We start from the raw sequence: 23406 nt of genomic DNA, 5'->3' as shown, positions 1-23406 counted from the left end.
ACTACGACGCCGCCACTTCGGCCGGCTTCATTGGCCTGCGCTGAAGATTGAGCAGATTGCCCATCAGGATCAGCAGCGCGCCACCGGCGGTGAAGGCGTCGATCTGCTCGCTATAGAGCAGCCAGCCAATCAGTGCCGATAGCGGCACGCGCAGGAAATCCATCGGCGAGACGATGGTCGCGTCGGCATGACCAAGCGCACGGGCCATGCAGAAATGCGACGACATGCCGGTGAAGGCGATCAGCATGATCCATGGCCACAGCTCCAGTGGCGGGTTGCGCCACGTATAAAGCGCCGGGATGAGACCGACCACCGATTGGATAACCAGCATCCAGAAGATGATGCGCACGACGCTGTCCGTCCGGGTCAGCGACTTGATCGTGACCACCGAGATGCCGAAGCAGGCCGCGGCACCCAGCACGACGAGATGTCCAGGATCGACCGAGCCGACACCGGGGCGCACGATGATCACCACGCCGATCAGCCCCAGCCCGATCGCTGCCAGCTTGGCTCGGTTCAGCCTTTCGCCAAGAAAAATCACCGCCAGGATAGCTGTCCAGATCGGCGTGGTGAATTCGATCGAGATCAGCACGGCCAGCGGGATCAAAGTGAGGGCGTAGAGCCAGGCCGCCTGGCCCGTGTAGTGGATGACGTTGCGGGCGATGTGGGCAATGGGGCGCCGCGTGCGCATGGCTTGAAAGCCGCCACTCGTCATCACCAGCGGCAGAAGGATGAAGAAGCCGATCACAGAGCGCAACTCCAGCACCTGGAAGACGTTGAGCTCCGCTGTCGTGGCTCGGCCGGCGACCGTCATCCCAAGGAAGGAAGCGATCGACAGCGCCATCCAGAACGCGGCCTTGGGGATCGAGGGTGTGGGTGCCATTCGCGCTATGTCGCAGCCCAGGACTTCTGCCGCAATCGCTACGCAAGGCATTCTTCTGGGCCAGTCGCGACTGCTGGATGTTGTGAAACAGTCATGTGGCGGGCGGAACCTGAAACGGCAAGTGGCGTTGAGTCCCGATGGTCAGCCGTGCTGGCGGACCGTCCCGCCTTTTTGAAGATCGACAGGGAGAGCTTCGATGAGATTCTTCGCGCAATTCGCGCTTGCCGGCGGTTTACTGGTTGCGGCAGGCGCGGCACATGCCGACGAGACGCAATTTCTCCAGTCGTTCAAGGGCAATTTCGCCGGCAAGGGTATCGTCAAGGTCACCACCGATGCGCCGACCGTGAACGTGTCCTGCACGTTCAGCTCGAACGCGACATCGACCTCCCTGTCGCTCGACGGCAATTGCCGGGGGCTTGTCGTGGTCACGCGTGCCATCAGCGCGGATCTGAAGGCCAGCGGCGCCAAATACAGCGGCATCTATGTCGGCTCTCGCACGGGACCGGCACAGCTCAACGGCAGCCGTTCGGGCAACGCGATCAACCTGGGCATTCGCTGGGCCAAGGAGGTCAATGGCGACCGAAGGGCGCAGATGAAGGTCGAGAAACGCGGCGAGAACGGCATGCGGCTGACCGTCATCGACACCGACCCGAAAACCGGCAAGAGCGTGGTGACGAGCAGGATAGATCTGCAGCGCACCTAATCCTCGAGCGGCTCCGGCGGATGGGCGTCGCGGCCCTTGCCGAATGTGTAGCCGGTTTCCACCGCCTTGCGGCCGAACTTGTCGCGCAGGGCATCGATGGCGCCTTCGGCCATGGCGCGCTTGCGCGATTGGATGTCGACCAGATCGGGCGGGTCGGCCTTGTCGTCGTCCGAAAGGTCGCTGACGCCGATGCCTAGCAGCCGATATTTCGTGCCGTCGGTTTCCTTGCGCAGAAGCTCCACCCCGGTCTGAAAGATGCGGTCGGCGAGCCGGGTCGGATCGCCGAGCTGGCGATTGCGCGTGCGCAGCTTGAAATCCTGGCTCTTCAGTTTCAGCACCACGGTGCGCCCGGCAATGCCTGACTTTTTCAGCCGTGCCGAGACCTTTTCCGAAAGACCCCTGAGAACCGCGATCAGTTCCTCCAGCGACGCGATGTCGGTGTCGAAGGTGGTTTCGGCCGATACGCTCTTGACATCCTGGTCGGGATCGACGCGGCGGACGTCCTCGCCGCGCGAAAGGTGGTAGAGCCGGTCGCCCATCGTGCCGTAGCGGCGCATCAGGTCGCCGCGATCCATCTGCTGCAACTGGCCGATAGTGCGGATGCCGTCACGCTCCAGCGTGGCGTTGAATGCCTTTCCGACACCCCAGATCATGGTCACCGGCTGCGCCGCCAGGAAGCCGACTGCCTCGGCCTCGCCGATGACCGAGAAACCGCGCGGCTTGCGAAAATCAGACGCAATCTTGGCAAGGAACTTGCAATAGGACAGGCCGGCCGAAACGGTGATGCCGATCTCCTTCTCGACGGCCTGCGCGAAGCGCGCCAGCACCACAGCAGGCGGCAGGCCGTGCAGTCGTTCGGTGCCGGCGAGGTCGAGAAACGCCTCGTCGATCGACAGCGGCTCGACCAGCGGTGTCAGCGCTTGCATCATGGCGCGCACTTCGCGGCCGACGCGCACGTATTTTTCCATGTTGGGGCTGATGACGACCGCCTCCGGGCAGGCTTCGAGCGCCTTGAACATCGGCATGGCCGAGCGGACGCCCTGGATGCGGGCGATGTAACAGGCGGTGGAGACGACGCCGCGCTTGCCGCCGCCGATGATCAGCGGCTTGTCCTTGAGCGCCGGATTGTCGCGCTTTTCGATCGCCGCATAGAAGGCGTCGCAATCGATATGGGCCAGATGCAGCCGGTAAAGCTCGGGATGACGCACAAGCCGGGGGCTGCCGCAGCGCTCGCAGCGGCGCGTCGGGCTGCGCTGAAACATCAGGCAGTCGCGGCAAAAACCGTGATCGGGATTGTTGACAGGGGCCGCCATCGCTGCGAACATAAAGAGAACAGAAGCAATGGTACGACAGTGCAAGGCCAGCGACAAGGCTGGCCTGGGGAGAACGCATGAGCACGACCATAGCGCCGCTTGCGCCCGAGCTTTGGGCTGAATTCGAGGACCTCTTCGGCAAGCAAGGCGCCTGCTACGGCTGCTGGTGCACGCATTTCCGGCTGGCGCCGGCGATGCGCCGCGAGAGCAGCCGGGAACGCAACAAGGACCACATCAAGGCGCGTATCGAAGCCGGCCCGCCGCCCGGACTGCTGGCATTCGAGGATGGCCAGGCGGTTGGCTGGATGCAGATCGGACCGCGCGCCGACGTGCCCGAATGGAACAATCAGGGCAGGGGGTCGGCACCGGTCGATCCTGCCGACGCGGGGGATGCGGCCGTTTGGGCGATCTCCTGCTTCTTCATCCGCGCCAAGGCGCGCGGCAGGGGCATCACGCATCGCCTCGTCGAAGGCGGCATAGGTTTCGCCCGCCAGAATGGGGCCCGGCTGCTCGAGGCGTGCCCGATGGACCTGTCTCGCGATTCGCGCTCGATCGGCCTGTTCGTCGGTTCGTCACGGGTCTTCGAGAAGGCGGGTTTCGAGCGGCTGGTGGAACGCAAGGCCGGTCGCCCGCTGATGCGGCTGGTGCTTTGATCGAGATGGTCTGCCCGGGTGCCGTTGTCGATCTCACCTTGCGGTTGCAGCGGTAATTTCATACCAGACGGACAAAGTCTTTCTTCTAGGTCAAACGGAGAATTCGCGTGAACCGTGCCCTGCCATTCGTGTTCCTTCTTGCGTTGAGTGCCCCTGCTTTCAGCCAGACCGCCGACAGTCAGGGTGCGAAGCAATTGTCCGACGACTTGTCCCGCTATGTCGGCAAGCAGGCCATCGACAAAGGCATTTTGAAGGTTTCGCTCGAAGGTGGCGCCTACAAGATCGTGTTCGATTTCAAGGCACTTGCCGCATCATTTCCGGACCAGAAACTGCTGAAGTTCGACTTCGCGCCCTATGCCTTGATGGTCAAGCCGCGCAGCGACGGGTCCTGGGATGTCTCCATGGATTTCTCCCAAACCGCCTCCTTCGAGTTCAACGGACCCGAGGGGCTGCAAAGCACTCAGTTTTCGATCAAGGACGGCAAGGGCTCGGGTGTCTACGATCCAAATCTGGCGGCCTTTACCAGCGGCACCAGCTCGATGGCCGGCATGACGATGGCATCGAAGGATGCCAAGCAGCACATGGAAGCCAGCACGGGCGCCGGCATCGCGACCGTTGCCGCGACCAAGTCGGCGACCGGGGGCGTCGATTTCACAACCTCGCAGAAGGTGTCGAGTTTTGTCGAAGCGATCAATTTCGATGACCCCGAGAGCGGGCTGAAATTCCCGGTCACCGTCAGGTCGCCTGAACTGTCGGTCGAAGCCAGCGGCAAGGGCGTGCGGACCAAGCCATTGCTCGATCTCCTGGCATTTGCGGTGGCCAACGAGGACGAGGCGACGCTGAAGGCCAACCAGGCGCAGCTCAAATCGCTTCTGCTCGCCGCCTTGCCGCTTTGGCAGCGTATCGACGGGACCTACGGTTTCAAGGATTTCGCGGTGGAAAGCCCGGTCGGCAATTTCGGCGCCACCCAGCTCAGCACCGTGTTCGGCACCGATGGCGTGGCCGAGAACGGCACGATCACGTACGGCATCAAGGCATCGGGGCTGACCGTGCCGACCCAGCTTCTGCCGAGCTGGAGCGTGGGGTTGTTGCCCACCGATGTCGATTTGAACTTTGGCGGCGCCAATATCGATCTCGACAGCATGGCGAAGAAGGCGATCGAAGCCTTTGATCTCAATAAGAATCCGCCGCTGTCGGCCGAATTCGGCGAGCAACTTAAGGTCGACTTCATGGCCAGGATGCCGAAGGTCGTGCTTGGCCACAGCACCGTGAAGAACAAGGACACGGAGATCGCGCTGGAAGGCGAGATGACATTCCTAGGCGAAAAGCCCGAAGGAAGCGTAACCGTCGATGTCGCCGGCTTCGACAAGCTTGTCGAAGGCCTGCAGGAAGCGGCAAAGTCGGAACCGGAGGTTGGCCAATACGTGCCAGTCGCTCTCATGGCGAAGGGCTTTGGCAAGACGCTGCCCGATGGCCGGCTGGAATGGATCGTCAATGCCAAGGCCGATGGCTCGGTCACCGTCAATGGCGTCATGCTGAAGCCCGCCGATCCGGCCGTGGACGACAGCGTGGATGATGGTGACGGCGCGGATGACAGCGGAGACGACAGCGGCGGCGCAGGTGCGAACTGAACCCCTGAAGCTGGAGTTCAGAGCCCCAGCGCGCTTGCGATCTTGGGCGCTGCCTCGTGCCAGTCCTGGACGACGACCACATCGTCCGTCACCGGCGGCAGGAATGCGCGCAGCGAATTGTCGGCCATCAGGTGGAACAGTTCGGCGTCGGCGACCGATTCCCGTACCGACGCCAGATTGTGCGGCTGATCGTCGACGAAAACCACCGGTCGGCCGGCCCTGCCGCGAAGCTTGGCCACTGCCGGTCCTTTGGCCATTTCAGTGGTCAGAAGCGGGTAGCTCAGCCCAAGCGCGTCGAGATGGACGCGACGCACGGCACGGTGCTTGTGCGGCATGGCCGTCAGCAAGATGATTTCCGCGCGGTCGCCAAACCCTGCCAGGGCTTCTGCAGCGCCGTCAGTAATGTTTTGCCAATCGGCTTGCGCGTCAAAGAAATCGGCCAGCAGTGCCGTGACTTCGGGCTGTTCGATCAGGCGGCCGCTAGCGGTCTCTGCTATGTTGCCGGTCAGCCGAAACGAGGCCAGCGTCAGGCCATAGCCGCGCGCCTTGAGGAAATTCGGAAACGGCCGGATGAATTCGAGCACGACATCGTCGACATCGAGGACAAGCAAGGGTCGGTCGTCGGCTGCCAGTTCTTCAATCTGGCGCGCGGTTTCCGGATCATCGCTCATATGGAATGCTCGTGGTTGTCGTCGCCCAGCGGCAGCGACCGCAAGGCCTTGCCGACAGCCGCCGGCGGGGTGCCGGTTTCCTCGGCAAAGCGCATCAGAGTCGGCTCGTGGGCGAGGATGAATTGCAGGACACCGGCCAGAAAACCCGGCTCGCTGGCGGCTTTGCGGATCGAATGGACCTCTATGCCGGTGATCGCCAGAAAGCGCGGCAGCAGCTCCGGATCGGAGGCGACGAAGCCCAGGGCCTTCACGGCAATCGATTCCGCTTCTTCGCGCATTGACGCTGCGTTTGCCATCACTACCTTCGGTGTGTGGAATGAGTCTCTCCCGCAGTAATGGCAAGAGTTGCTTGCGGCAAGCCATTAGAGCGTGGCGCGCCCTTTGGACGCGCAGGGACGAGGTGGAATTCGCGCTGTTTTCCAGCCGCGGATTTCCGTTTCGTCAATCATATTGCCGTAAAGTGAAGCAGGGTTTGGTGCGTTCAGACATGGGCGCATGACGGTCGCCTTCGAAGCGGAAGGGCAGCCGGGACGGGAAATCGATGCCGAAGAAGGTTATGATCGTCGAGGACAATGAGCTCAATATGAAGCTCTTTCGGGACCTCATCGAGGCAAGCGGTTACGAGACCGTGCGCACCCGCAACGGTCTGGAAGCGCTCGATCTGGCGCGCCAGCACCGGCCGGATCTGATCCTGATGGATATCCAATTGCCTGAAGTGTCGGGGCTTGAAGTGACCAAATGGCTGAAGGAGGACGACGAGCTGCACGTCATCCCGGTCATTGCGGTGACCGCCTTCGCCATGAAGGGTGACGAGGAACGTATCCGCCAGGGCGGCTGCGAGGCTTATATTTCGAAGCCGATCTCGGTGCCGCGTTTCATCGAAACCATCAAATCCTATCTGGGCGATGCGTGATGTGCCCTTTCAGCCGAGCCGGAGCCTTGTGAAATGACTGCGCGGATCCTCGTCGTCGACGACATCCCTGCCAATGTGCGGCTGCTGGAAGTGCGGCTGCTGGCCGAATATTTCGAAGTGCTGACCGCCACCAATGGGCCGGATGCGATCGAGACCTGCGAGAACGGCAAGGTCGATGTCGTGCTGCTCGACGTGATGATGCCGGACATGGACGGCTTCGAGGTCTGTCGGCGGCTGAAGAGCGATCCGGCGACATCGCACATTCCGGTGGTGATGATCACCGCGCTCGACCAGGTTTCCGACCGCGTCCGCGGGCTCGAGGCCGGCGCCGACGACTTCCTGACCAAGCCGGTCAACGATCTGCAACTGATGACGCGAGTCAAGAGCCTGGTTCGCCTGAAGTCGCTGACCGACGAGTTGCGGCTGCGCGCCTCGACGACGCGCAACATCGGCATCGAGGAGTTGCTCAGCCGTAATTTCGCATCCGAGGACACGACGCCCAAAGTGCTTTTGATCGACGAACGCAAATCATCCGTCGAGCGCATCCAGAAGATGCTGCGCGACCGGGCCGATCTCGACGTCACACATGATCCGCATGCCGGTTTCTTCCAGGCCGCCGAGACGTCCTATGAATGCGTGATGATCTCGACCGCGTTCGCCGATTTCGATCCGCTGAGGCTCTGTTCGCAGTTGCGCTCGCTCGATCGCACCCGTTTCGTGCCGATCATCCTGCTGGCGGAGGAGGGCGAGGAGGAACGCATCATCCGCGGCCTCGAACTCGGCATCAATGATTATCTGATGCGGCCGATCGACCAGCAGGAGTTGACGGCGCGGCTGCGCACCCAGGTGCGCCGCAAGCGCTACAACGACCAGCTGCGCGCCAGCGTCACCCAGACCATCGAAATGGCGGTGACCGATGGACTGACCGGGCTGCACAACCGCCGCTATCTGGACAGCCATCTGCAGACGCTGTTCGATCGCGCCGTGGCGCGGCGCCGGCCGCTGTCGGTGATGATCACCGACCTCGACCGCTTCAAGGCGATCAACGACGCGCACGGTCATGACGGCGGCGACGAGGTTCTGCGGGAATTCGCACGGCGGCTGCGCAAGAATGTCAGGGGTATCGACCTTGCCTGCCGTTTTGGCGGGGAGGAGTTCGTCGTGGTGATGCCGGACACCGAGGGCGCAGTGGCCGAGAAGGTAGCCGAGCGCATTCGCGCCGAAATCGCCCAGGCAGCTTTTGCCATCGGCCAGGACGGCAAGGCGATCGAAGTCACGGTCAGCGTCGGCGTGTCGTCGGTGCTGAAAGGCGTGGACACGGTGGCGGCGCTGATGAAGCGTGCCGATCTCGCGCTCTACGAAGCCAAGAGCGGCGGCCGCAACCGGGTTGTTGCCAAAGCCGCATAACCGGCCAAGGCTCCGAATATCCAGTCAACCCGACAGGGTTACCCGTTTACCTTAATCCAAGCGATTCGCGAGCCTTGGTTAAGAAACTGTTGATTTTCATAAGCTCTTGCGCAACTGTGCAGGCCAAGACGAAGCCGGCACGAGGATAGAAAGCCGGCTCCGATCCCTGGGAATACCCCATGATGCTCAGGTCCGCCGCATCTCCTGGGTCCGTGGGGTCGGCCGGCCGGCGCTGGCACATAGTGGCCTCCTCGTACCGCTGCCAAACGCCGACCGGCCCCCTTCTCTCCAAAAGAACATCAGAACGTGCCAAAGCACGGAGGAATCTGCGTTTCTGCAGGTGAAATCGGAACACCCGTTCTAGCCGTTCCTACACAGTTTCGCTGTGAGGGCAGCCAACGATGAGGGGAAGAATACCCCTTCCATTTCATACATATGGCGCACAAGAGGCTTGCGGCAAGACCCGGCTCCTCCCGTAAAACCGCGACCCAAGCCAGGGTGCGGAAAACGGGAGTTATGATAATGATTTCAGATCATGCGGTTGTGATCGCCGGGGGTGGTCCGACGGGATTGATGCTGGCAGGCGAACTGGCGCTGGCAGGCGTGGACGTTGCCATTGTCGAAAGGCGACCGGATCAGAAACTGGCAGGATTGCGCGCTGGCGGCCTGCATGCGCGCACTCTTGAGGTGCTCGACCAGCGCGGAATTGCGGATCGGTTTCTTTCACAGGGACAGATATCGCCGTCCGTGGGCTTCCACATGATCCGGTTAGACATCAGCGATTTTCCCACGCGCCACAATTATCTGCTGGCGCTGCGGCAAAACCACATCGAGCGCATCCTGGCCGACTGGGTCGGCGAGTTCAAGGTGCCGATCTATCGCGGACACGAGGTTGCGGGGTTTGCCCAGGACGCCAGCGGCGTCGATGTCAAACTGTCCAACGGCCACCGGCTGAAGACGACATATCTGGTTGGTTGCGACGGAGGCCGCAGCACCGTTCGCAAATCAGCCGGTATTGAGTTCGCCGGATGGGATCCGACGATGAGCTGGATGATTGCCGAGGTCGAGATATCGGAAGAGCCGGAATGGGGCTTCCGCAGCAACGCCTTCGGAATTCATGCCCTGGGTAAGATCGAGGACGGCAAAAAAGTTGGCGTCGTGCTGACGGAACCGAACCTGGAGGCGCGCGGCGACCCGACCCTGCGCGAGCTCAGCGAGGCGCTGACTGCCATCTACGGCACCGACTTCGGGGTCCACAGCCCGACCTGGCTCTCCCGCTTCACCGACATGACGCGCCATGCTGCCGCATACCGCGACAGGCGCGTGCTGCTGGCGGGTGATGCCGCGCACATCCATCCGCCAATGGGTGGGCAGGGCCTCAACATCGGCGTGCAGGATGCGGTGAATCTTGGATGGAAGCTGGCCCAAGTCATCAAGGGGATATCGCCGCAAAGCCTGCTCGACAGCTATCACGCCGAGCGTCATCCGGTTGCCGCCCGCGTGTTGCGCAATACGATGGCACAGGTCGCGCTTCGCCGCACGGATGACCGCAGCAAGGCCTTGGCCGACACTGTTGCCGAGTTGCTCGGCATGGATGAAGCCCGCAAGAAAATCGCCGCGGAGATGTCTGGTTTGGGTGTCCATTACGACCTTGGCGAGGGGCATCCACTGCTTGGGCGGCGAATGCCCGATCTCGATCTGACCACCGCTGGCGGACCGTTGCGGGTCTTCACCTGCACGACGCGCAGCCAGTGTTGCTCAACTTCGGTGAGCCCGGCAGGCTGGACCTCGCGCCCTGGGCTGATCGGGTCCGGCAGATCGACGCCGGTTACGCCGGTATCTGGGACCTCCCGGTGCTCGGGAGGGTCGCCGCGCCCTGCGCCGTCTTGATCCGGCCCGATGGTTATGTGGCTTGGGCCGGGGCGGGAACCCAACAGGGGCTGGTGGACGCGCTGACCACCTGGTTCGGGTCGCCTGCTGCCTCAGATTAGCAGATACGATCGAAGCGCAATCGCGCGACCGCCTTGAAAATATTGCGTCGCTCCCTCCGACAGTGCTCCTGACAGTTGGTTGACAGGAGCTTCCTTCTGTGCAGAAATTGGTTGGACCATTGGACCACTTGGAGGAAATGTGGACCAGAACAGCCTGCCACCCATCCAGACGACGGCGCGCGATGACGCCGTGCTGAAGGCGTTGGTGGGCTTTGTTCGCGCCGAGGCCTTGCAGCCGGGCGAGCGGCTTCCAACCGAGCGTATTCTGGCCGAGCGGCTGAAGGTCAGCCGCAACACCGTGCGCGAGGCGCTGACACGCTGGGAAGGGCTCGGCCTCGTCGAGCGCCGGCAAGGCAGCGGCACCTATCTCAAGGCGGCCGTCTCGCCAGATATGCTGCACATGCCGCTGACGCTTGCCGGCGGCAATGATTTCACCAGCCTGATGCAGACGATGGAGATTCGCCGCGCGTTGGAAGCAGAGGCCGCGGCCCTTTGCGCCGAACGGGCCAGCCAGGCAGATATCGCCGAAATCGCACGCAAGCTCGACATCATGGAGCAGGCGTTCCGCACGCGCGACGGCATGTCGGCGGAAGAGGATTGGGAATTCCACCAGGCGATCTACCGGGCCTCGGGTAATCCGCTGTTCGAGCAGATCATCGCCGCCATGTACGAGTTGTTCCACCGCTTCTGGGAGCATCCGCTCGGCGTTCGCGATTTCGGCCATGCCAGCTTTCCCTATCACCGCACCATCTACGAATGCATCGCAGCCCGTGACCCGCAGGGCGCCCGCGCCGAAGCCCTCAAGCTGATCGCTACCGTCGAGGACGATCTCAAGCGCGGTGCCGCCAAACTCAAACTTTCGAGCCAGACATGAACGAGCATCCATCCGGTTTCGATCACGACTATCTCGCCGAGGCGGCGACACTCTTGGCGCATGACGAACCGTTCCCTGGCGGTGCGGTGGTGCCGCCGATCTACCAGACCTCGCTGTTCACCTTCGCCAGCTATGCCGAGATGGCCGATACCTTTGCCGGCAAACGAAAGCAGCCGATCTATTCGCGCGGCGACAATCCGACGGTGATGGAGTTCGAGGCGCGCGTGGCAGCGCTTGAGGGCGCAGAAGCCGCGCGCGGCTTTTCCAGCGGCATGGCGGCGATCAGTGCCACGGTGCTTGCGTTCGTTGGGGCAGGCGAGCGCATCGTGGCGGTGCGCAATTGCTATGGCGATGCCTATCGGCTGTTCGAGCGGCTGTTGCCTCGGCTCAACATCAAGGTCGACTATGTCGACGGCTCCGACCCGGATGCGGTCGCGGCGGCACTTCCCGGCGCCAAGCTGCTCTACCTGGAAAGCCCGACCTCGATGATGTTCGAGCTGCAGGACATCGCGCATCTGACACGGCTGGCCAAGGAACAGGGCATCGTCACCACCATCGACAATTCCTGGGCGACGCCGGTGTTCCAGAAGCCGATCGCGCATGGCGTCGACCTAGTGCTGCATTCGGCCTCGAAATACCTTGGCGGCCACAGCGACACCGTCGCTGGCGTCGTCGCGGGTTCGGCCGCTCATATCAAGCACATCAACGAGCAGACCTATTCCTATCTCGGCGGCAAGCTGTCGCCATTCGAAGCCTGGCTGTTGCTGCGCGGCTTGCGCACGCTGCCGCTGCGCCTGCCGCACCACATGAAGAGCGGCCTGACCATCGCCGAACGGCTGAAGGCGCATGCCAATGTCGAGCGCGTCAACCATCCCGTCTATTCGAACCATCCGGGCAAGGCGACACTGGCCGGCTATGCCGGTCTGTTCTCCTTCGAGGTGACGGACGATATCGACATCCCGGCCTTCGTCGATGCGCTGAAATATTTCCGCATCGGCGTCAGTTGGGGCGGCCATGAAAGCCTGGTCGTACCGGCCAAGGCGTCGCTTGAGCAGACGCCGGGCCTGAATTCGATGGCGCGCTTCGGCGTCAGCCCCCGAACCATCCGCTTCAATGTCGGATTGGAGAGTGTCGAAGACCTGTGGGCCGACGTGGCCCAGGCCTTCGAAAAAGCCAGAAAATAACAAGCGGGTTCAAAATGGGAGTCTTGAACATGAAAAAACTGACCGTCATGCTGGCCACCGTTGCGGGGCTGGCGATTTCAGCCGGAAATGCCGTGGCCGACTCGACCCTGAAAATGGTCGAAGTCATCACCAGCCCGCCGCGCACCGAATTCCTGAAGAAGCAGATCGCCGAATTCGAAACCGCCAATCCGGGCATCAAGGTCGAGCTTATCTCGCTGCCCTGGGGCCAGGCGTTCGAGAAATTCCTGACAATGGTGCAGGCCGGCGATACGCCCGACATCGTCGAAATGCCGGAACGCTGGATGGGCCTCTATGCCAACAATGCCCAGCTCGAGGATCTCGGCCCCTATATGGCCAAATGGGATGACGCCAAGACGCTGGGCGACCGCGCCAAGCAGTTCGGCTCGACCGTCAACAACACCCAGTTCATGATCCCCTACGGCTACTATGTGAACGCGCTGTTCTGGAACAAGAAACTGTTCAAGGAAGCCGGCCTCGATGGCCCGCCGGCGACGCTCGATGATTTCATCGCCGACGCCAAGAAGATTTCCGCGCTCCCGGGGAAGTACGGCTACTGCCTGCGCGGCGGGCCGGGCGCCTTCAACGGCATGCACATGTTCATGAACATCGCCGCCGGCAAGGGCGGCTACTTCAACGAGGATGGCACTTCGACGATCAACGAAGAAGGCTCGGTCAAGGGCCTGCAGATGCTGGCCGACATGTACAAGGACGGACTGGCGCCTAAGGATGCGGTGAGTTGGGGTTTCAACGAAACGGTCACCGGCTTCTATTCCGGCACCTGCGCCATGCTCAACCAGGATCCGGACGCGCTGCTCGGCATTGCCGACAAGATGAGCGCCGACGATTTCGCGGTAGCGCCATTGCCGGTCGGGCCGAGCGGCAAATCCTATCCGACGCTGGGCTATGCCGGCTGGGCGATGTTCGCCAACTCGCAGCACAAGGACGACGCCTGGAAACTGATGGCGACGCTTCTGTCGCCGAAGGACAATCTGGAATGGGCCAAGGAAGTCGGCGTTGTCCCGATCCACAACGGCGCCGACCAGGATCCCCATTTCAAGACGGAGCAGTTCAAGGGCTGGTTTACGGAGCTCAGCGACAGCTCCAAATATGAAATGGTCACCCCGCCGACGCATCTGGAGAACCTCGGCAATTTCGTCGACCAGGTGGCGATCAAGAATTTTCAGGAAGTGCTGCTTGGCCAGAAGACGGCCAAGGACGTCGCCGACCAGTGGGCTGCCTTCCTGACCAAGGAACAGCAGGATTGGCTGGCGAAGAACAAGAAGTAGTTTTTCTTCCCTTCTCCCCGTTCACGGGGAGAAGGTGTCACGAAGTGACGGATGAGGGCAGCACTAGCTTCTGCCAGGTTAGCGCTGCCCCTCATCTGTCTACGGCATCTTCTCCCAGTTTCACGGGGAGAAGGACACTCTCCGCCAGCCGACGTTCCAGGAGTGACCCCTAAACCAATGACCTATGCCGTGTCCGAAATACGATCCGCCGGCCAGCCGCGCCGCAAGCGGTTATCCCACGCCGCAATCGAGCCATGGCTCTATCTCAGCCCGGCGATCATCCTGCTGGTCGTGGTGCTTCTGGTGCCGCTGGTCATCGGCATCAGCTACTCCTTCCGCAAATTCTCGGCGTTCAAGTCCGAATATGTCGGGCTTGGGCAGTATCAGGCGATGCTGTCGGATCAGGTGCTGGGGCAGGCGCTGGTCAACACGTTGTGGTGGACCGTCGCCAGTCTGTTTTTCCAGTTCTTCCTTGGCCTCGGCCTGGCGCTGCTGCTCGACAAGCCATTTCGCGGCCGCAAGGCCGTGCAAGCCCTGGTGTTCCTGCCCTGGGCGGTGCCGTCCTTCCTGTCAGGCCTGACCTGGGCCTGGCTGTTCAATCCGATCATCGGCCCGTTCCCGCACTGGCTGTTTGCATTGGGGCTGAAGGCCGAGCCGACCAATGTGCTGTCCGATCCGTCAACCGCCATGTGGGGGCCGATCGTCGCCAATATCTGGTTCGGCATTCCGTTCTTCGCCATCACGCTCTTGGCGGCACTGAAATCCATTCCATCGGAACTGCATGAGGCGGCGGCCATCGACGGCGCTTCGCCCTGGCAGCGCTTCACCAAGGTGACGCTGCCGTTTCTGGCGCCGACCATCGCCATCACCGTGATGTTGCGCACCATCTGGATCGCCACCTTCGCCGACCTGATCTTCGTCATGACGGAGGGCGGGCCAGCCGGCTCGACCAACACGGTGCCGGTCTACATCTATGTCAGCGCCTTCAAATCGCTGGACAAGGGCTATGCCTCGGCGGTGGCGGTGCTGCTGCTCGTCCTGCTCATTGCTTATGCGATTGCGCTGATCGGTATCCGCCGCACCCTGGTGAGGCACGTCTGATGATCGCAGGACGCTCAACCTCGCAGCGCTTCTTCGGCGGCATCGGCCTCTACGCGGCAATCGCGGCCTACGTGCTCTTTGCCCTGTTCCCGATCTACTGGACGCTGAAGATCTCGGTCACGCCGGAGCGGCTGCTCTATTCCGAAGGCATCACCTTCTGGCCGTCGCACGTGACGCTGCAGAACTTCGTCACCGTGCTCGAGGCGACCGATTTCCCGCGCTATTTCCTCAACAGCGTCATCGTCTCGGTCTCGACGGCGGCACTGGTGACAATCATCGCCACGCTCGCCGGCTATGCCATGTCGCGCTTCACCTTTCGCGGCAAGGCAGCACTGGCGCTGATGTTGCTTTTGACCCAGACCTTTCCGCTGGTGATGGTCATTCCGCCGATCTACCGCGTGATGGGTCAGATCGGCCTGATCAACAGCCTGACCGGGCTGATCATCATCTACACCGCCTTCAACACGGCCTTTGCCACCTTCCTGATGCAGTCGTTCTTCGACGGCATCCCGAAGGATCTGGAAGAGGCCGCGATGATCGACGGCTGCACCCGCGCGCAGGCGATGCGCAAGGTGATCGTGCCGCTGACGCTGCCGGGCATGGGCGCCACCCTCGGCTTCGTCTTCACTGCAGCCTGGAGCGAGCTTTTGTTCGCGCTGATGCTGATTTCCAGCGACGATCAGAAGACCTTTGCCGTCGGCCTGCTCACCTTCATCGGCAAGTTCGCCGTCGATTGGGGACAGATGATGGCGGCGTCCATCCTGGCGCTGATCCCGGTCTGTATCTTCTTCGCCTTCCTGCAACGCTATCTCGTCACCGGCCTGACCGCCGGCGCCGTCAAAGGATAGATCGATGGCCTCTGTTACGCTCGAAAACGTCCGCAAGGACTATGGCGCCGTCCGCGTCCTGCACGCGGTCGACCTTGAAATCGCCGATGGCGAGTTCGTGGTCCTGGTTGGGCCGTCAGGCTGCGGCAAGTCCACGCTCTTGCGCATGATCGCCGGGCTGGAGGAGGCTTCCGGCGGCGAGATCCGCATCGGCGAGCGGCTGGTCAACGACGTAGCACCCAAGGACCGCGACATCGCCATGGTGTTCCAGTCCTATGCGCTCTATCCGCATATGGACGTGTCGAAGAACATGGGTTTCAGCCTGCTCTTGAAGAAGGCGCAGAAGGCGACGATCGATGCCAGGGTGGACGGCGCCGCCAAGCGGCTCGGGCTCGACACCTTCCTGCAGCGCCTGCCGCGGCAATTGTCGGGCGGCCAGCGCCAGCGCGTCGCCATGGGCCGTGCCATCGTGCGGGATCCCAAGGTCTTCCTGTTCGACGAACCGCTGTCGAACCTCGACGCCAAGCTGCGCGTCCATATGCGCGCCGAGATCAAGGCGCTGCACCAGCAGCTGAAGACGACATCGGTTTATGTCACGCACGACCAGATCGAGGCGATGACCATGGCCGACCGGATCGTCGTCATGCATGACGGGCTGATCCAGCAGGTCGGCGCGCCGCTCGATCTCTACGATCGGCCGGCCAACATGTTCGTCGCCGGTTTCATCGGTTCACCCGGCATGAATTTCCTGCCGGCGACGGTTCGGGAGGGCGCTACCCCGGAGGCCGTGCTGACCGACGGCCAGGCGCTGAGGCTGCAGGAAGGCCTGCCGCTCAAGGATGGTGACGCCATCACCGTCGGTTTGCGGCCCGAGCATATCAAGTTGGCGGATGACGGCGCGTTGAAGGGCGAGGTGGGTGTGGTCGAGCCGCTCGGGCTTTCGACGCAGTTCTACGTCAAGCTGGCCAGCCAGCAGCTTTGCGTCTTTGCTATGGGCCGTGCCGGCGTGAAGCCCGGCGACGAGGTACGGTTGGCGGCCGAACCACACCAGCTGCATCTATTCGATCCGAAGAGCGGTGAGCGCATCGGCTGAGGGACTCAGCCAGGGCAGATGCGGGCAGGATCACGCGCCGCTATCGGGCGGGAATACACGGTAACGCTACATTTCAATTGGATAAAATAGCGGAACGTCCAAGAGACATTTCCGGAACCTAACAGGACCACTCGGACCTTTGCGTGTCGAGCACAAGACCTTGGTCCCGCCGTCTTCTCAAAAAACGGAGGTTATTTCGCCACGAACTAGGCCGCCGTCGGAGCTAGTCAACACCGACGGCGGCACCTGCAATATGGGTGAGTGGGTTGTGTGCGGATATGGTGTGATCGCGGAAGGTGATTGTAAATCGCTAACCGCGAGGGCTTCTTTTAGACAGCGGCGAGCTGTCCAACGGGTTCTCAGCCGACTTGGCCGATCGCCGCTCCTTCAGCCACAGGGACTTCTTTCTCCTTGCCAGGTTCTCGTCTCGAACGCTGTCTTCGGCGGTCACTCCGCCATGCATCGCGGCAATCACGTAGTCGGCTCTGTTGGTTCGAAAGTCGCCTTTTTGTACGGACATCGTTTTCTCCCAGTGCGAGGCATTTCCCCCCTTTTCGCCTGACGCTGAAACTAACTGCCTATCCGTGGTGCAAGTCTACTAATCGGCGATTGTATTAAAACGATACACTCAGCAGGTATGGTGATGGCGCGATCGCACGAGAGGAGCCCATTCTGGCGGGGCTTCTTCATTGACCCGGTTGTGATCCTTGCGGGGGTGCCGCGGCGGGAGGGGCCGGAGCCTGCGGTGTGGGTTCCGTGGAAGGCGGGGCGGGGCTGTCAGGCTGAGGTGCAGGCTGTGCGGCCTCTTCCTCAGTCAGAACCTGGTCAGTCCTGGCCTTGATCTCATCGGCCGTCTGCTGGCTTATCAGCCCGTTGCTGACGGCGAAACCAGCAGCCAGAGCGACAAGGGCTGCAATGATTGCAGCTTTCAACTTCTTCGACATCCATAGGCGCCTTGTTCGTGACACCCAACCCACGGCCAAGGGTGCCGCAACCATGGCGAAGGGTCAATCCTTTGGCTGGAGTCTCTGCTCGGATGCAACGAAATCAATTGGCTACAAACGAAAAACGCCGCCCATTGGGCGGCGTTTCGGCATTGCAGCGAGAAACCCAGATTACTTGATCTTGGTTTCCTTGAATTCGACGTGCTTCTTGGCGACCGGGTCGTACTTGCGGAACGACAGCTTGTCGGTCTTGGTGCGGCTGTTCTTGCTGGTCACGTAGAAGAAACCGGTGTCGGCGGTCGACAGAAGCTTGATCTTGATGTTTGCGGCTTTGGCCATGATATCAGTCCGTTTGTTCGTGGGGTTTTGGCCGCTGGAGCACGGGGAAACACCCGGACGCGGGAAACTTGGCGCGACACATAAAGAACGCGCCCGGAAAGTCAAGCCCGGCAAGCCTCGTGCGATCCGCCTGAGCCTGCTGGTGAACGGAAATCATGCGGTTTCTGTCGCCGGTGCAGCAACCTTCTTCCAGTCTCCGGTCGTGTTCCACCAGCGATTCGGATTGGCGCGGTCGTCCAGCCCCTTGGAACGGCTGGCGAGAATCGGTTGAATGCGGATCACCGGTTCCTGATAGGAATGTGCTTGGAAAATCGCCTCGACGACACGAGCGGCCAGCGCCTGATCGTCCGGCAGTTCGAAGGAAACCTCGACCGTGCCGGGCCGCCGTCTCAATTCGGTTTCGGCGCCGGCGGCCGCACCGTCAAGCGGCCTGTAGCGTTCGATGCCGTGCGCCGACTGATAGGCATTGCGGTCGTATTTGCCCATGGCCAGCGGCGCAATCGCCACCACGGCATCCATGATGCGGTCGACGTCGGCGGCCGGAGCCTGGAACGTTACGAGCAGAAGCAGTGTCATTCGTAGCGATGTGGTTTCAAAGCCGCTGTCGATCATGGAAGTGTCCTCGAGTGTTTTGGGACGCCTTTTTAGCCCTGTGCTCCTGACACGGTTCTGTCAGCAGCCTGTCACCGTGCCGTGCCAAATGCAGGGCTGGCCGCAGTCGCGCTACAGCAGGATCTTGCGAACCAACCTGACGGCGACCAAAGCGATATAGGCCGCGAAGAACAGGCCGAGCGACCAGCCGAAGCCGGACGGGCCGAACGCATCCATGCCGATGCCGATCGCCTGCGGGCCGAGCACCATGCCGACGCCGTAGCACAGCACGAAGGCGGCGTTGGCCGACGCCAGTTCATGGCCGGAAAGCTGCGAGCCGAGATGGGCGAGGCCGATCGTGTACATGGCAGCGACGACGCCGCCCCAGACGAACAGAAGCGCGGCCATCAGATGCCAATTCTGGGCGAAGAAGGGCATGAAGACGGTGCCGATAAGACCGACCGTGGCGCAGGCAATCAGCAGGTAGCGGCGATCGCTGACGCGGTCGCTGATCATGCCGATCGGGATCTGCAACAACACATTGCCGAGGCCGATCATGGTCAGGAGAAGTGCTGCATCGGCTTCGGAATAGCCGATTCGGCTGCCATAGATCGGGAACAGCGCAAAGCCGCCGGTTTCCACCGCGCCGAACACCAGCACGGCAGCGGTCGCCGACGGCACCAGCCAGATGTAGCGCAGGAAATTGCTGGTTTCGCCATCCGAGGCGATCGACGGGCTCTCGTTGCGTGCTGCCAGCACGGGTATGGCCGCCAGCGTCACCAACGCGATGATGACGCCGAACGGCCTGAAGCCGGAACTGCCGAGATGGGCGAACAGCCATGGTCCGGCGGCAAAGCCGAGCGACAGGACAGTGGCATAAATGCCCAGGACAAGGCCGCGTCGGTGCGGCGGCGCCGAGGTGCTGATCCAGAATTCGGACAGGATGAACAGCACCGTCAGCGCAATGTGCAGCACGATGCGCAGTGGAAACCACATCCAGAAATCGGGTGCGAAATGAAAGCCGACAAAGGCCAGCGCGCCGGCGGCGATCATGGCGATCATTGTCCAGGCAACGCCGAAGCGCATGGCGAGCGGGGTCGCCAGCGGCGCTCCGGCGATCGAGGCGAGGCCGGCGACGGCGGTGTTGAGGCCGATCATCGAAGCCGAATGGCCGCGCGTTTCGAGGATGACGCTGAGCAATGGCATGCCAAGGCCGATGGCGATGCCGACGACGCTGATCGACGAGATCGCCGCCACCATCGGCAGCCAGTGTACGCGTTCGTCGCCCTGTGGTTGAGTATCGACCGTCATGGGATGCTGAATACTCTGCCTGTTTGATCTTACGCAATTCCGGGCGGAAAACCGCGTCACACTTTTCCTGGAATTGCTCTAGAGAAGTTCGCGGGTGAAGCGGCTGCGGACAAGCCGGTAGAAGGGCACGGGGCCGCCTGGACGCAACAGCGGGTCATGGGCGAGGCGCTTTTCCAGCTCGCCCAGGATCATTCGGGTGATGTCGGGTATGTCGGCTTCCCTGGCCTTGGCAAGCGGCAGCCAGACCAGCTCTTCCAGTTCGTTGGTCGGACCGCCACCGGGCAGTTCGACCGCGACGTCATCACGCCAGGCGCTGAAGAAGCGGGTGTCGAAGCGGCGCACCCGGTTGGGCGGCGTGATCGCGCGCGCGACGAAGCGCAGCATGTCCAGCGAGGGTTGCACGCCGTGTTCGGCAAAACCCTGCCAGTCGGACCTGGAGGTTGCGAAGGCACCCTTGCGGCCGATCAGCAGCCCGGCTTCCTCATAGGTTTCGCGGATGGCCGACAGGGCGATGGCGCGGGCTCGTGCGGCGCTTGTGCGCCCTGGCCCGGCGATCAGCCTGGCTTCCTGCTCCGGATGCAGGGCGGCGACGACCGGTATGCGGCTGTCGGCCGGATCGGTGCGGCCGCCGGGAAAGACGAACTTGCCCGGCATGAAGGCGTGGCCGGCATGACGGCGACCCATCAGAACCAGCACGTCATCGTCCTTGCGGTCGAGCAGGATGAGGGTTGCCGCGTCGCGCGGGCGGATTGGCCGGTCGCTATGAGCGACCATGCTCCGCTCGATCTTGTCGACTTCCGCCTTGGTCATACCGTCCATGCGCAGGACCTAGCGGAAACTTCTGGCAAGCGAAAGTGGCCTTTCACGGTCGGTATGTTGCGCCAGGCAGCATTCCTGGCTGCGGCCTAGGCTCCGGGATGCGGCTCGATCACGTCGTGCTCGCCGCCGAAGCCGTGCATATAGAAGGCCCATTGCAGTCCGATGACAGCACCCTTGATCGGCTGCAGCAGCGCAACCGACAAAAGGATGGTCAGCGGCACCCAGATGGCGATGTGCTGCCATGTGGACAGCGTCGACGTCGCCTCAACGCCCATGAAGGCGCCCAGCACGATATGGCCGACGATGACGATGACGAGATAGGCGGGCAGGTCGTCGGCCCGGTGGTGATGCAATTCCTCGCCACAGACACTGCATGTGTCGACGGTCTTGGTGAAAGCGCGAAACAGCTTGCCTTCGCCGCAATGCGGGCAGCGGCCGAGCAGGCCGCGCTTCATCGCCGTCCACAGCGGGCGCGTGGTCCGGCCCGAGTGATGTTCTCCGCCGAAAACCTGTTCTTCCATGGCTGTTGTCATCATCGTCTCCTGCCGCGCGAACCCGGTCGCGATTGCGACGCGCGGGCGCGGCCCTTGGCCTTGTGAAACGACCGTTTGGAGCCCGGCAGAGGCTTCGGGTCGGTCAACATCTCGAAGCGCATCGCCCCGGCCATCGGCGCCACCTCGATGAGTCGGACCTCGACACGGTCCGCGAGCTGATAACCTTTGCCCGAGCGTTCTCCGAACAGGGAGCGGGCCGTTTCATCGTATATATAGTAATCGCCGCCCAGAGTTGACACCGGGATGAAACCATCCGCGCCGTACTGCGGCAATTGGACAAATAGTCCTGACTTGGTGACGCCGGAGATGCGGGCATCGAACCGGTCGTCGACGCGTTCGGCGAGATAGCTGGCGATCAGACGGTCGACCGTGTCCCGCTCGGCCGCCATTGCGCGGCGTTCCGTGCCGGAAATCAGCACGGCGACATCTTCGAGCCGTGCCGCTTCGTCCTGCGTCAGTCCGCCCGGACCCAATCCGAGTGCGGCAATTAGTCCGCGATGCACGATCAAATCGGCATAGCGGCGGATCGGTGAGGTGAAATGGGCGTAGCGGCGGAGGTTGAGACCGAAATGGCCGATGTTCTTTGGCGAGTATTCGGCTTGGCTCTGCGAGCGCAGAACCACTTCGTTGACCAGGCCTTCATTGTCGGCGCCGCGCACGCGCTCCAAAATGCCGTTGAACTGGCTTGGCTGCATCTGCGCGCCGCGCGCAAGTGACAGGCCCAATGTCTGCAGGAACTCGCGCAGCGATTCCTGTTTGGCCAGCGATGGCGCGTCATGGACGCGATAGACCAGTTCCTGTTTCTTCGCCTCGAGCGTTTCGGCCGCCGCGACATTGGCCTGGATCATGAATTCTTCGATGAGCTTGTGGGCATCGAGCCGGTCCGGCACGATGACGCGATCGACGGTGCCGTCCGGCTTTAGCACGATCTTGCGCTCCGGCAGGTCGAGTTCGAGCGGCTGGCGGCCATCGCGGCCGCGCTTCAGGATCGCATAGGCGTCCCACAGTGGCTTCAGCACGGTTTTGAGGATAGGGCCTGTCTTGTCGTCCGGCGCGCCCTCGATCGCCGCCTGAGCCTGCTGGTAGGCGAGCTTTGCCGCCGACTTCATCATGACGCGATGGAAGGAGTGCCTGAGCTTGCGGCCCTCGGCCGAAAAAACCATGCGCACTGCCAATGCCGGCCGGTCCTGGCCCTCGCGCAGCGAGCAGAGATCGTTGGAGATGCGCTCGGGCAGCATCGGCACGACGCGATCCGGGAAATACACCGAATTGCCGCGCTTCAGCGCTTCGCGGTCGAGTGCCGTGCCGTAGCGCACATAGGCGGCGACGTCGGCGATGGCGACAGTGGCGACCACGCCGCCCGGGTTCTTCTCGTCGAGATCCGGCGTGGCGAAGACGGCGTCGTCATGATCCTTGGCGTCGGCCGGATCGATGGTGATCAACGGCAGGTCGCGCCAATCCTCGCGGTGATCCAGCGTCGCGGGTTTGACCGCTTCGGATTCTGCGATGACGTCGGCCGGGAAGATATGCGGAATGTCGTGTGCGTGGATGGCGATCATCGAGACCGCCTTTTCGCTGGTCAGCGAACCCAGCACGTTGAGCACCTTGGCTCTCGGCAGCCCATAGCGGGAAGCCCGCGCGGGCTCGACCTCGACCAGGTCGCCGTTCTTGGCGCCGTTCTGGAATTCCTTGTCGACGATCAGTTCGGGCTGGCGCCGTTCCACCGGCTCGATGCGGAAGGTGCCGTCCTGCAAGATGCGAAAGACACCGAGCACGGCATCGGTGCGTTTTTCGAAAATCTTCACCACCCGCCCGGTGTAGGCGGGGCCGCCCAGGGCAACGTTCGTCTCGTCGGCCGGAAAGGTCTTGGCCAGCACGCGGTCGCCAATGCCGGGCGCCGGTCCACTGCCACTGCGCGACAGGCGGATGGAAACGATGGGCGGCGGTCCATTGGCCGTGTGTTCGGTAGGACGCGCCAAGAGCACGCCATCGGCATCACGGTCAAAAATATCGAGGACCGTGACATGGGGCAGGGCGCCGACGCGGGCCAACCCCTTGCGCTCCTTGGTAAGGACGCCTTCGTCCTGCAAGTCGCGCAAAATGTCCTTCAGCCAGATGCGATCGTCGCCGCGCAGCGCGAACGCCTTTGCGATGTCGCGTTTGCCGGCGCGATCGGGATTTTCGGCGATGTAGCGCAGGATTTCGTCACGCGACGGCCGGTAGTCGTCCTTGACCTTGGCCCTGGTGTCGGCGGTGCGCGGATCGCCGTGGGTTCTGCCGGTGATCTTGCGCGCCAC

General features: G+C 62.4%; 22 protein-coding genes and 1 pseudogene. 12 read left to right on the top strand and 11 right to left on the bottom strand.

Features of this window, described 5'->3' with window-relative positions; translation table 11 throughout:
* Window position 1: 1 nt before the first annotated feature.
* Window positions 2–883 (bottom strand): DMT family transporter, encoded by an 882-nt coding sequence (locus NKI69_RS04410; RefSeq protein WP_023810527.1) that lies wholly within the window; start codon window positions 881–883, stop codon window positions 2–4.
* A gap of 196 nt (window positions 884–1079) precedes the next feature.
* Between NKI69_RS04410 and NKI69_RS04405 the strand changes: the two genes are divergently transcribed.
* Window positions 1080–1586, top strand: a complete 507-nt coding sequence (locus NKI69_RS04405) for a hypothetical protein (RefSeq protein ID WP_023810528.1) — start codon at window positions 1080–1082, stop codon at window positions 1584–1586.
* Here NKI69_RS04405 and NKI69_RS04400 read toward each other — a convergent pair.
* Complete coding sequence (locus NKI69_RS04400) at window positions 1583–2911, bottom strand: DNA polymerase IV (protein WP_023810529.1); 1329 nt, start codon at window positions 2909–2911, stop codon at window positions 1583–1585. The genes NKI69_RS04405 and NKI69_RS04400 overlap by 4 nt on opposite strands.
* Before the next feature lie 65 nt (window positions 2912–2976).
* Between NKI69_RS04400 and NKI69_RS04395 the strand changes: the two genes are divergently transcribed.
* Both NKI69_RS04395 and NKI69_RS04390 read left to right on the top strand, forming a co-directional pair.
* Window positions 2977–3552 (top strand): GNAT family N-acetyltransferase, encoded by a 576-nt coding sequence (locus NKI69_RS04395; protein ID WP_023810530.1) that lies wholly within the window; start codon window positions 2977–2979, stop codon window positions 3550–3552.
* A gap of 107 nt (window positions 3553–3659) precedes the next feature.
* Entirely contained in the window at window positions 3660–5183 is a 1524-nt protein-coding gene (locus NKI69_RS04390; protein WP_352720215.1) for a hypothetical protein, read from the top strand.
* A gap of 17 nt (window positions 5184–5200) precedes the next feature.
* Here NKI69_RS04390 and NKI69_RS04385 read toward each other — a convergent pair whose 3' ends face one another.
* Together NKI69_RS04385 and NKI69_RS04380 are read right to left on the bottom strand one after the other, a co-directional pair.
* Window positions 5201–5854, bottom strand: coding sequence for a hypothetical protein (locus NKI69_RS04385; protein WP_352720212.1), 654 nt, complete (start codon window positions 5852–5854; stop codon window positions 5201–5203).
* A complete protein-coding gene (locus NKI69_RS04380; RefSeq protein ID WP_024503583.1) occupies window positions 5851–6150 on the bottom strand; it encodes a DUF3572 domain-containing protein in 300 nt (99 codons plus the stop codon). Before NKI69_RS04380 ends, NKI69_RS04385 begins: the two co-directional genes overlap by 4 nt.
* 245 nt (window positions 6151–6395) lie before the next feature.
* Between NKI69_RS04380 and NKI69_RS04375 the strand changes: the two genes are divergently transcribed.
* The 9 genes and pseudogenes from NKI69_RS04375 to NKI69_RS04335 all read left to right on the top strand — a co-directional run bounded on the left by NKI69_RS04375 (window position 6396) and on the right by NKI69_RS04335 (window position 16551).
* The gene (locus NKI69_RS04375; RefSeq protein WP_013531932.1) at window positions 6396–6767 is read left to right on the top strand and encodes a response regulator; all 372 of its coding nucleotides are present in this window, start codon (window positions 6396–6398) and stop codon (window positions 6765–6767) included.
* A 33-nt stretch (window positions 6768–6800) separates the two neighbouring features.
* Entirely contained in the window at window positions 6801–8174 is a 1374-nt protein-coding gene (locus NKI69_RS04370) for a PleD family two-component system response regulator (RefSeq protein WP_023810534.1), read from the top strand.
* Between the two features lie 522 nt (window positions 8175–8696).
* Window positions 8697–10165, top strand: a pseudogene (locus tag NKI69_RS04365) (FAD-dependent monooxygenase).
* Window positions 10166–10304: 139 nt separating this feature from the next.
* Window positions 10305–11039 (top strand): FadR/GntR family transcriptional regulator, encoded by a 735-nt coding sequence (locus NKI69_RS04360; protein WP_352720210.1) that lies wholly within the window; start codon window positions 10305–10307, stop codon window positions 11037–11039.
* Complete coding sequence (locus NKI69_RS04355) at window positions 11036–12223, top strand: PLP-dependent transferase (protein ID WP_352720208.1); 1188 nt, start codon at window positions 11036–11038, stop codon at window positions 12221–12223. The genes NKI69_RS04360 and NKI69_RS04355 overlap by 4 nt, the downstream gene beginning before the upstream one ends.
* A gap of 29 nt (window positions 12224–12252) precedes the next feature.
* The gene (locus NKI69_RS04350) at window positions 12253–13530 is read left to right on the top strand and encodes an ABC transporter substrate-binding protein (protein ID WP_127296148.1); all 1278 of its coding nucleotides are present in this window, start codon (window positions 12253–12255) and stop codon (window positions 13528–13530) included.
* A 177-nt stretch (window positions 13531–13707) separates the two neighbouring features.
* Window positions 13708–14631, top strand: coding sequence for a carbohydrate ABC transporter permease (locus NKI69_RS04345; RefSeq protein WP_352720206.1), 924 nt, complete (start codon window positions 13708–13710; stop codon window positions 14629–14631).
* On the top strand, window positions 14631–15479 hold the full coding sequence (locus NKI69_RS04340; protein WP_352720204.1) for a carbohydrate ABC transporter permease: 849 nt from the start codon (window positions 14631–14633) through the stop codon (window positions 15477–15479). The genes NKI69_RS04345 and NKI69_RS04340 overlap by 1 nt, the downstream gene beginning before the upstream one ends.
* Before the next feature lie 4 nt (window positions 15480–15483).
* On the top strand, window positions 15484–16551 hold the full coding sequence (locus tag NKI69_RS04335) for an ABC transporter ATP-binding protein (protein ID WP_352720202.1): 1068 nt from the start codon (window positions 15484–15486) through the stop codon (window positions 16549–16551).
* 310 nt (window positions 16552–16861) lie between these two features.
* Here NKI69_RS04335 and NKI69_RS04330 read toward each other — a convergent pair whose 3' ends face one another.
* From NKI69_RS04330 to rnr, 7 genes are all read right to left on the bottom strand, one after another.
* Window positions 16862–17071 carry a hypothetical protein gene (locus tag NKI69_RS04330; protein ID WP_013531922.1) on the bottom strand — a complete coding sequence of 70 codons (210 nt, stop codon included), beginning with the start codon at window positions 17069–17071 and terminating at the stop codon, window positions 16862–16864.
* Between the two features lie 595 nt (window positions 17072–17666).
* Window positions 17667–17834 carry a 50S ribosomal protein L33 gene (rpmG, locus tag NKI69_RS04325; protein ID WP_006201775.1) on the bottom strand — a complete coding sequence of 56 codons (168 nt, stop codon included), beginning with the start codon at window positions 17832–17834 and terminating at the stop codon, window positions 17667–17669.
* A gap of 153 nt (window positions 17835–17987) precedes the next feature.
* Window positions 17988–18446, bottom strand: coding sequence for a YqfO family protein (locus tag NKI69_RS04320; protein WP_023810542.1), 459 nt, complete (start codon window positions 18444–18446; stop codon window positions 17988–17990).
* 111 nt (window positions 18447–18557) lie between these two features.
* On the bottom strand, window positions 18558–19736 hold the full coding sequence (locus NKI69_RS04315) for an MFS transporter (protein ID WP_023810543.1): 1179 nt from the start codon (window positions 19734–19736) through the stop codon (window positions 18558–18560).
* A 78-nt stretch (window positions 19737–19814) separates the two neighbouring features.
* The gene (locus NKI69_RS04310) at window positions 19815–20555 is read right to left on the bottom strand and encodes an NUDIX hydrolase (RefSeq protein ID WP_023810544.1); all 741 of its coding nucleotides are present in this window, start codon (window positions 20553–20555) and stop codon (window positions 19815–19817) included.
* Window positions 20556–20641: 86 nt separating this feature from the next.
* Complete coding sequence (locus NKI69_RS04305; protein WP_023810545.1) at window positions 20642–21076, bottom strand: DUF983 domain-containing protein; 435 nt, start codon at window positions 21074–21076, stop codon at window positions 20642–20644.
* 11 nt (window positions 21077–21087) lie between these two features.
* Window positions 21088–23406: a ribonuclease R gene (gene rnr / locus NKI69_RS04300; RefSeq protein WP_023810546.1), complete on the bottom strand. Its 2319-nt coding sequence runs from the start codon at window positions 23404–23406 to the stop codon at window positions 21088–21090.

This window comes from Mesorhizobium sp. M0491 (genome assembly GCF_040321265.1).
GTDB lineage: Bacteria > Pseudomonadota > Alphaproteobacteria > Rhizobiales > Rhizobiaceae > Mesorhizobium.
The sequence above is the reverse complement of the archived record's forward strand: the minus strand, read 5'-3'. Positions and strand labels throughout refer to the sequence as shown.

Coding starts and splice junctions, on each gene's coding strand:
- NKI69_RS04410 (WP_023810527.1), bottom strand. CDS start 883: ATGGCACCCACACCCTCGATCCCCAAGGCCGCGTTCTGGATGGCGCTG.
- NKI69_RS04405 (WP_023810528.1), top strand. CDS start 1,080: ATGAGATTCTTCGCGCAATTCGCGCTTGCCGGCGGTTTACTGGTTGCG.
- NKI69_RS04400 (WP_023810529.1), bottom strand. CDS start 2,911: ATGTTCGCAGCGATGGCGGCCCCTGTCAACAATCCCGATCACGGTTTT.
- NKI69_RS04395 (WP_023810530.1), top strand. CDS start 2,977: ATGAGCACGACCATAGCGCCGCTTGCGCCCGAGCTTTGGGCTGAATTC.
- NKI69_RS04385 (WP_352720212.1), bottom strand. CDS start 5,854: ATGAGCGATGATCCGGAAACCGCGCGCCAGATTGAAGAACTGGCAGCC.
- NKI69_RS04380 (WP_024503583.1), bottom strand. CDS start 6,150: ATGGCAAACGCAGCGTCAATGCGCGAAGAAGCGGAATCGATTGCCGTG.
- NKI69_RS04375 (WP_013531932.1), top strand. CDS start 6,396: ATGCCGAAGAAGGTTATGATCGTCGAGGACAATGAGCTCAATATGAAG.
- NKI69_RS04370 (WP_023810534.1), top strand. CDS start 6,801: ATGACTGCGCGGATCCTCGTCGTCGACGACATCCCTGCCAATGTGCGG.
- NKI69_RS04355 (WP_352720208.1), top strand. CDS start 11,036: ATGAACGAGCATCCATCCGGTTTCGATCACGACTATCTCGCCGAGGCG.
- NKI69_RS04350 (WP_127296148.1), top strand. CDS start 12,253: ATGAAAAAACTGACCGTCATGCTGGCCACCGTTGCGGGGCTGGCGATT.
- NKI69_RS04345 (WP_352720206.1), top strand. CDS start 13,708: ATGACCTATGCCGTGTCCGAAATACGATCCGCCGGCCAGCCGCGCCGC.
- NKI69_RS04340 (WP_352720204.1), top strand. CDS start 14,631: ATGATCGCAGGACGCTCAACCTCGCAGCGCTTCTTCGGCGGCATCGGC.
- NKI69_RS04335 (WP_352720202.1), top strand. CDS start 15,484: ATGGCCTCTGTTACGCTCGAAAACGTCCGCAAGGACTATGGCGCCGTC.
- NKI69_RS04330 (WP_013531922.1), bottom strand. CDS start 17,071: ATGTCCGTACAAAAAGGCGACTTTCGAACCAACAGAGCCGACTACGTG.
- rpmG (WP_006201775.1), bottom strand. CDS start 17,834: ATGGCCAAAGCCGCAAACATCAAGATCAAGCTTCTGTCGACCGCCGAC.
- NKI69_RS04320 (WP_023810542.1), bottom strand. CDS start 18,446: ATGATCGACAGCGGCTTTGAAACCACATCGCTACGAATGACACTGCTT.
- NKI69_RS04315 (WP_023810543.1), bottom strand. CDS start 19,736: ATGACGGTCGATACTCAACCACAGGGCGACGAACGCGTACACTGGCTG.
- NKI69_RS04310 (WP_023810544.1), bottom strand. CDS start 20,555: ATGGACGGTATGACCAAGGCGGAAGTCGACAAGATCGAGCGGAGCATG.
- NKI69_RS04305 (WP_023810545.1), bottom strand. CDS start 21,076: ATGGAAGAACAGGTTTTCGGCGGAGAACATCACTCGGGCCGGACCACG.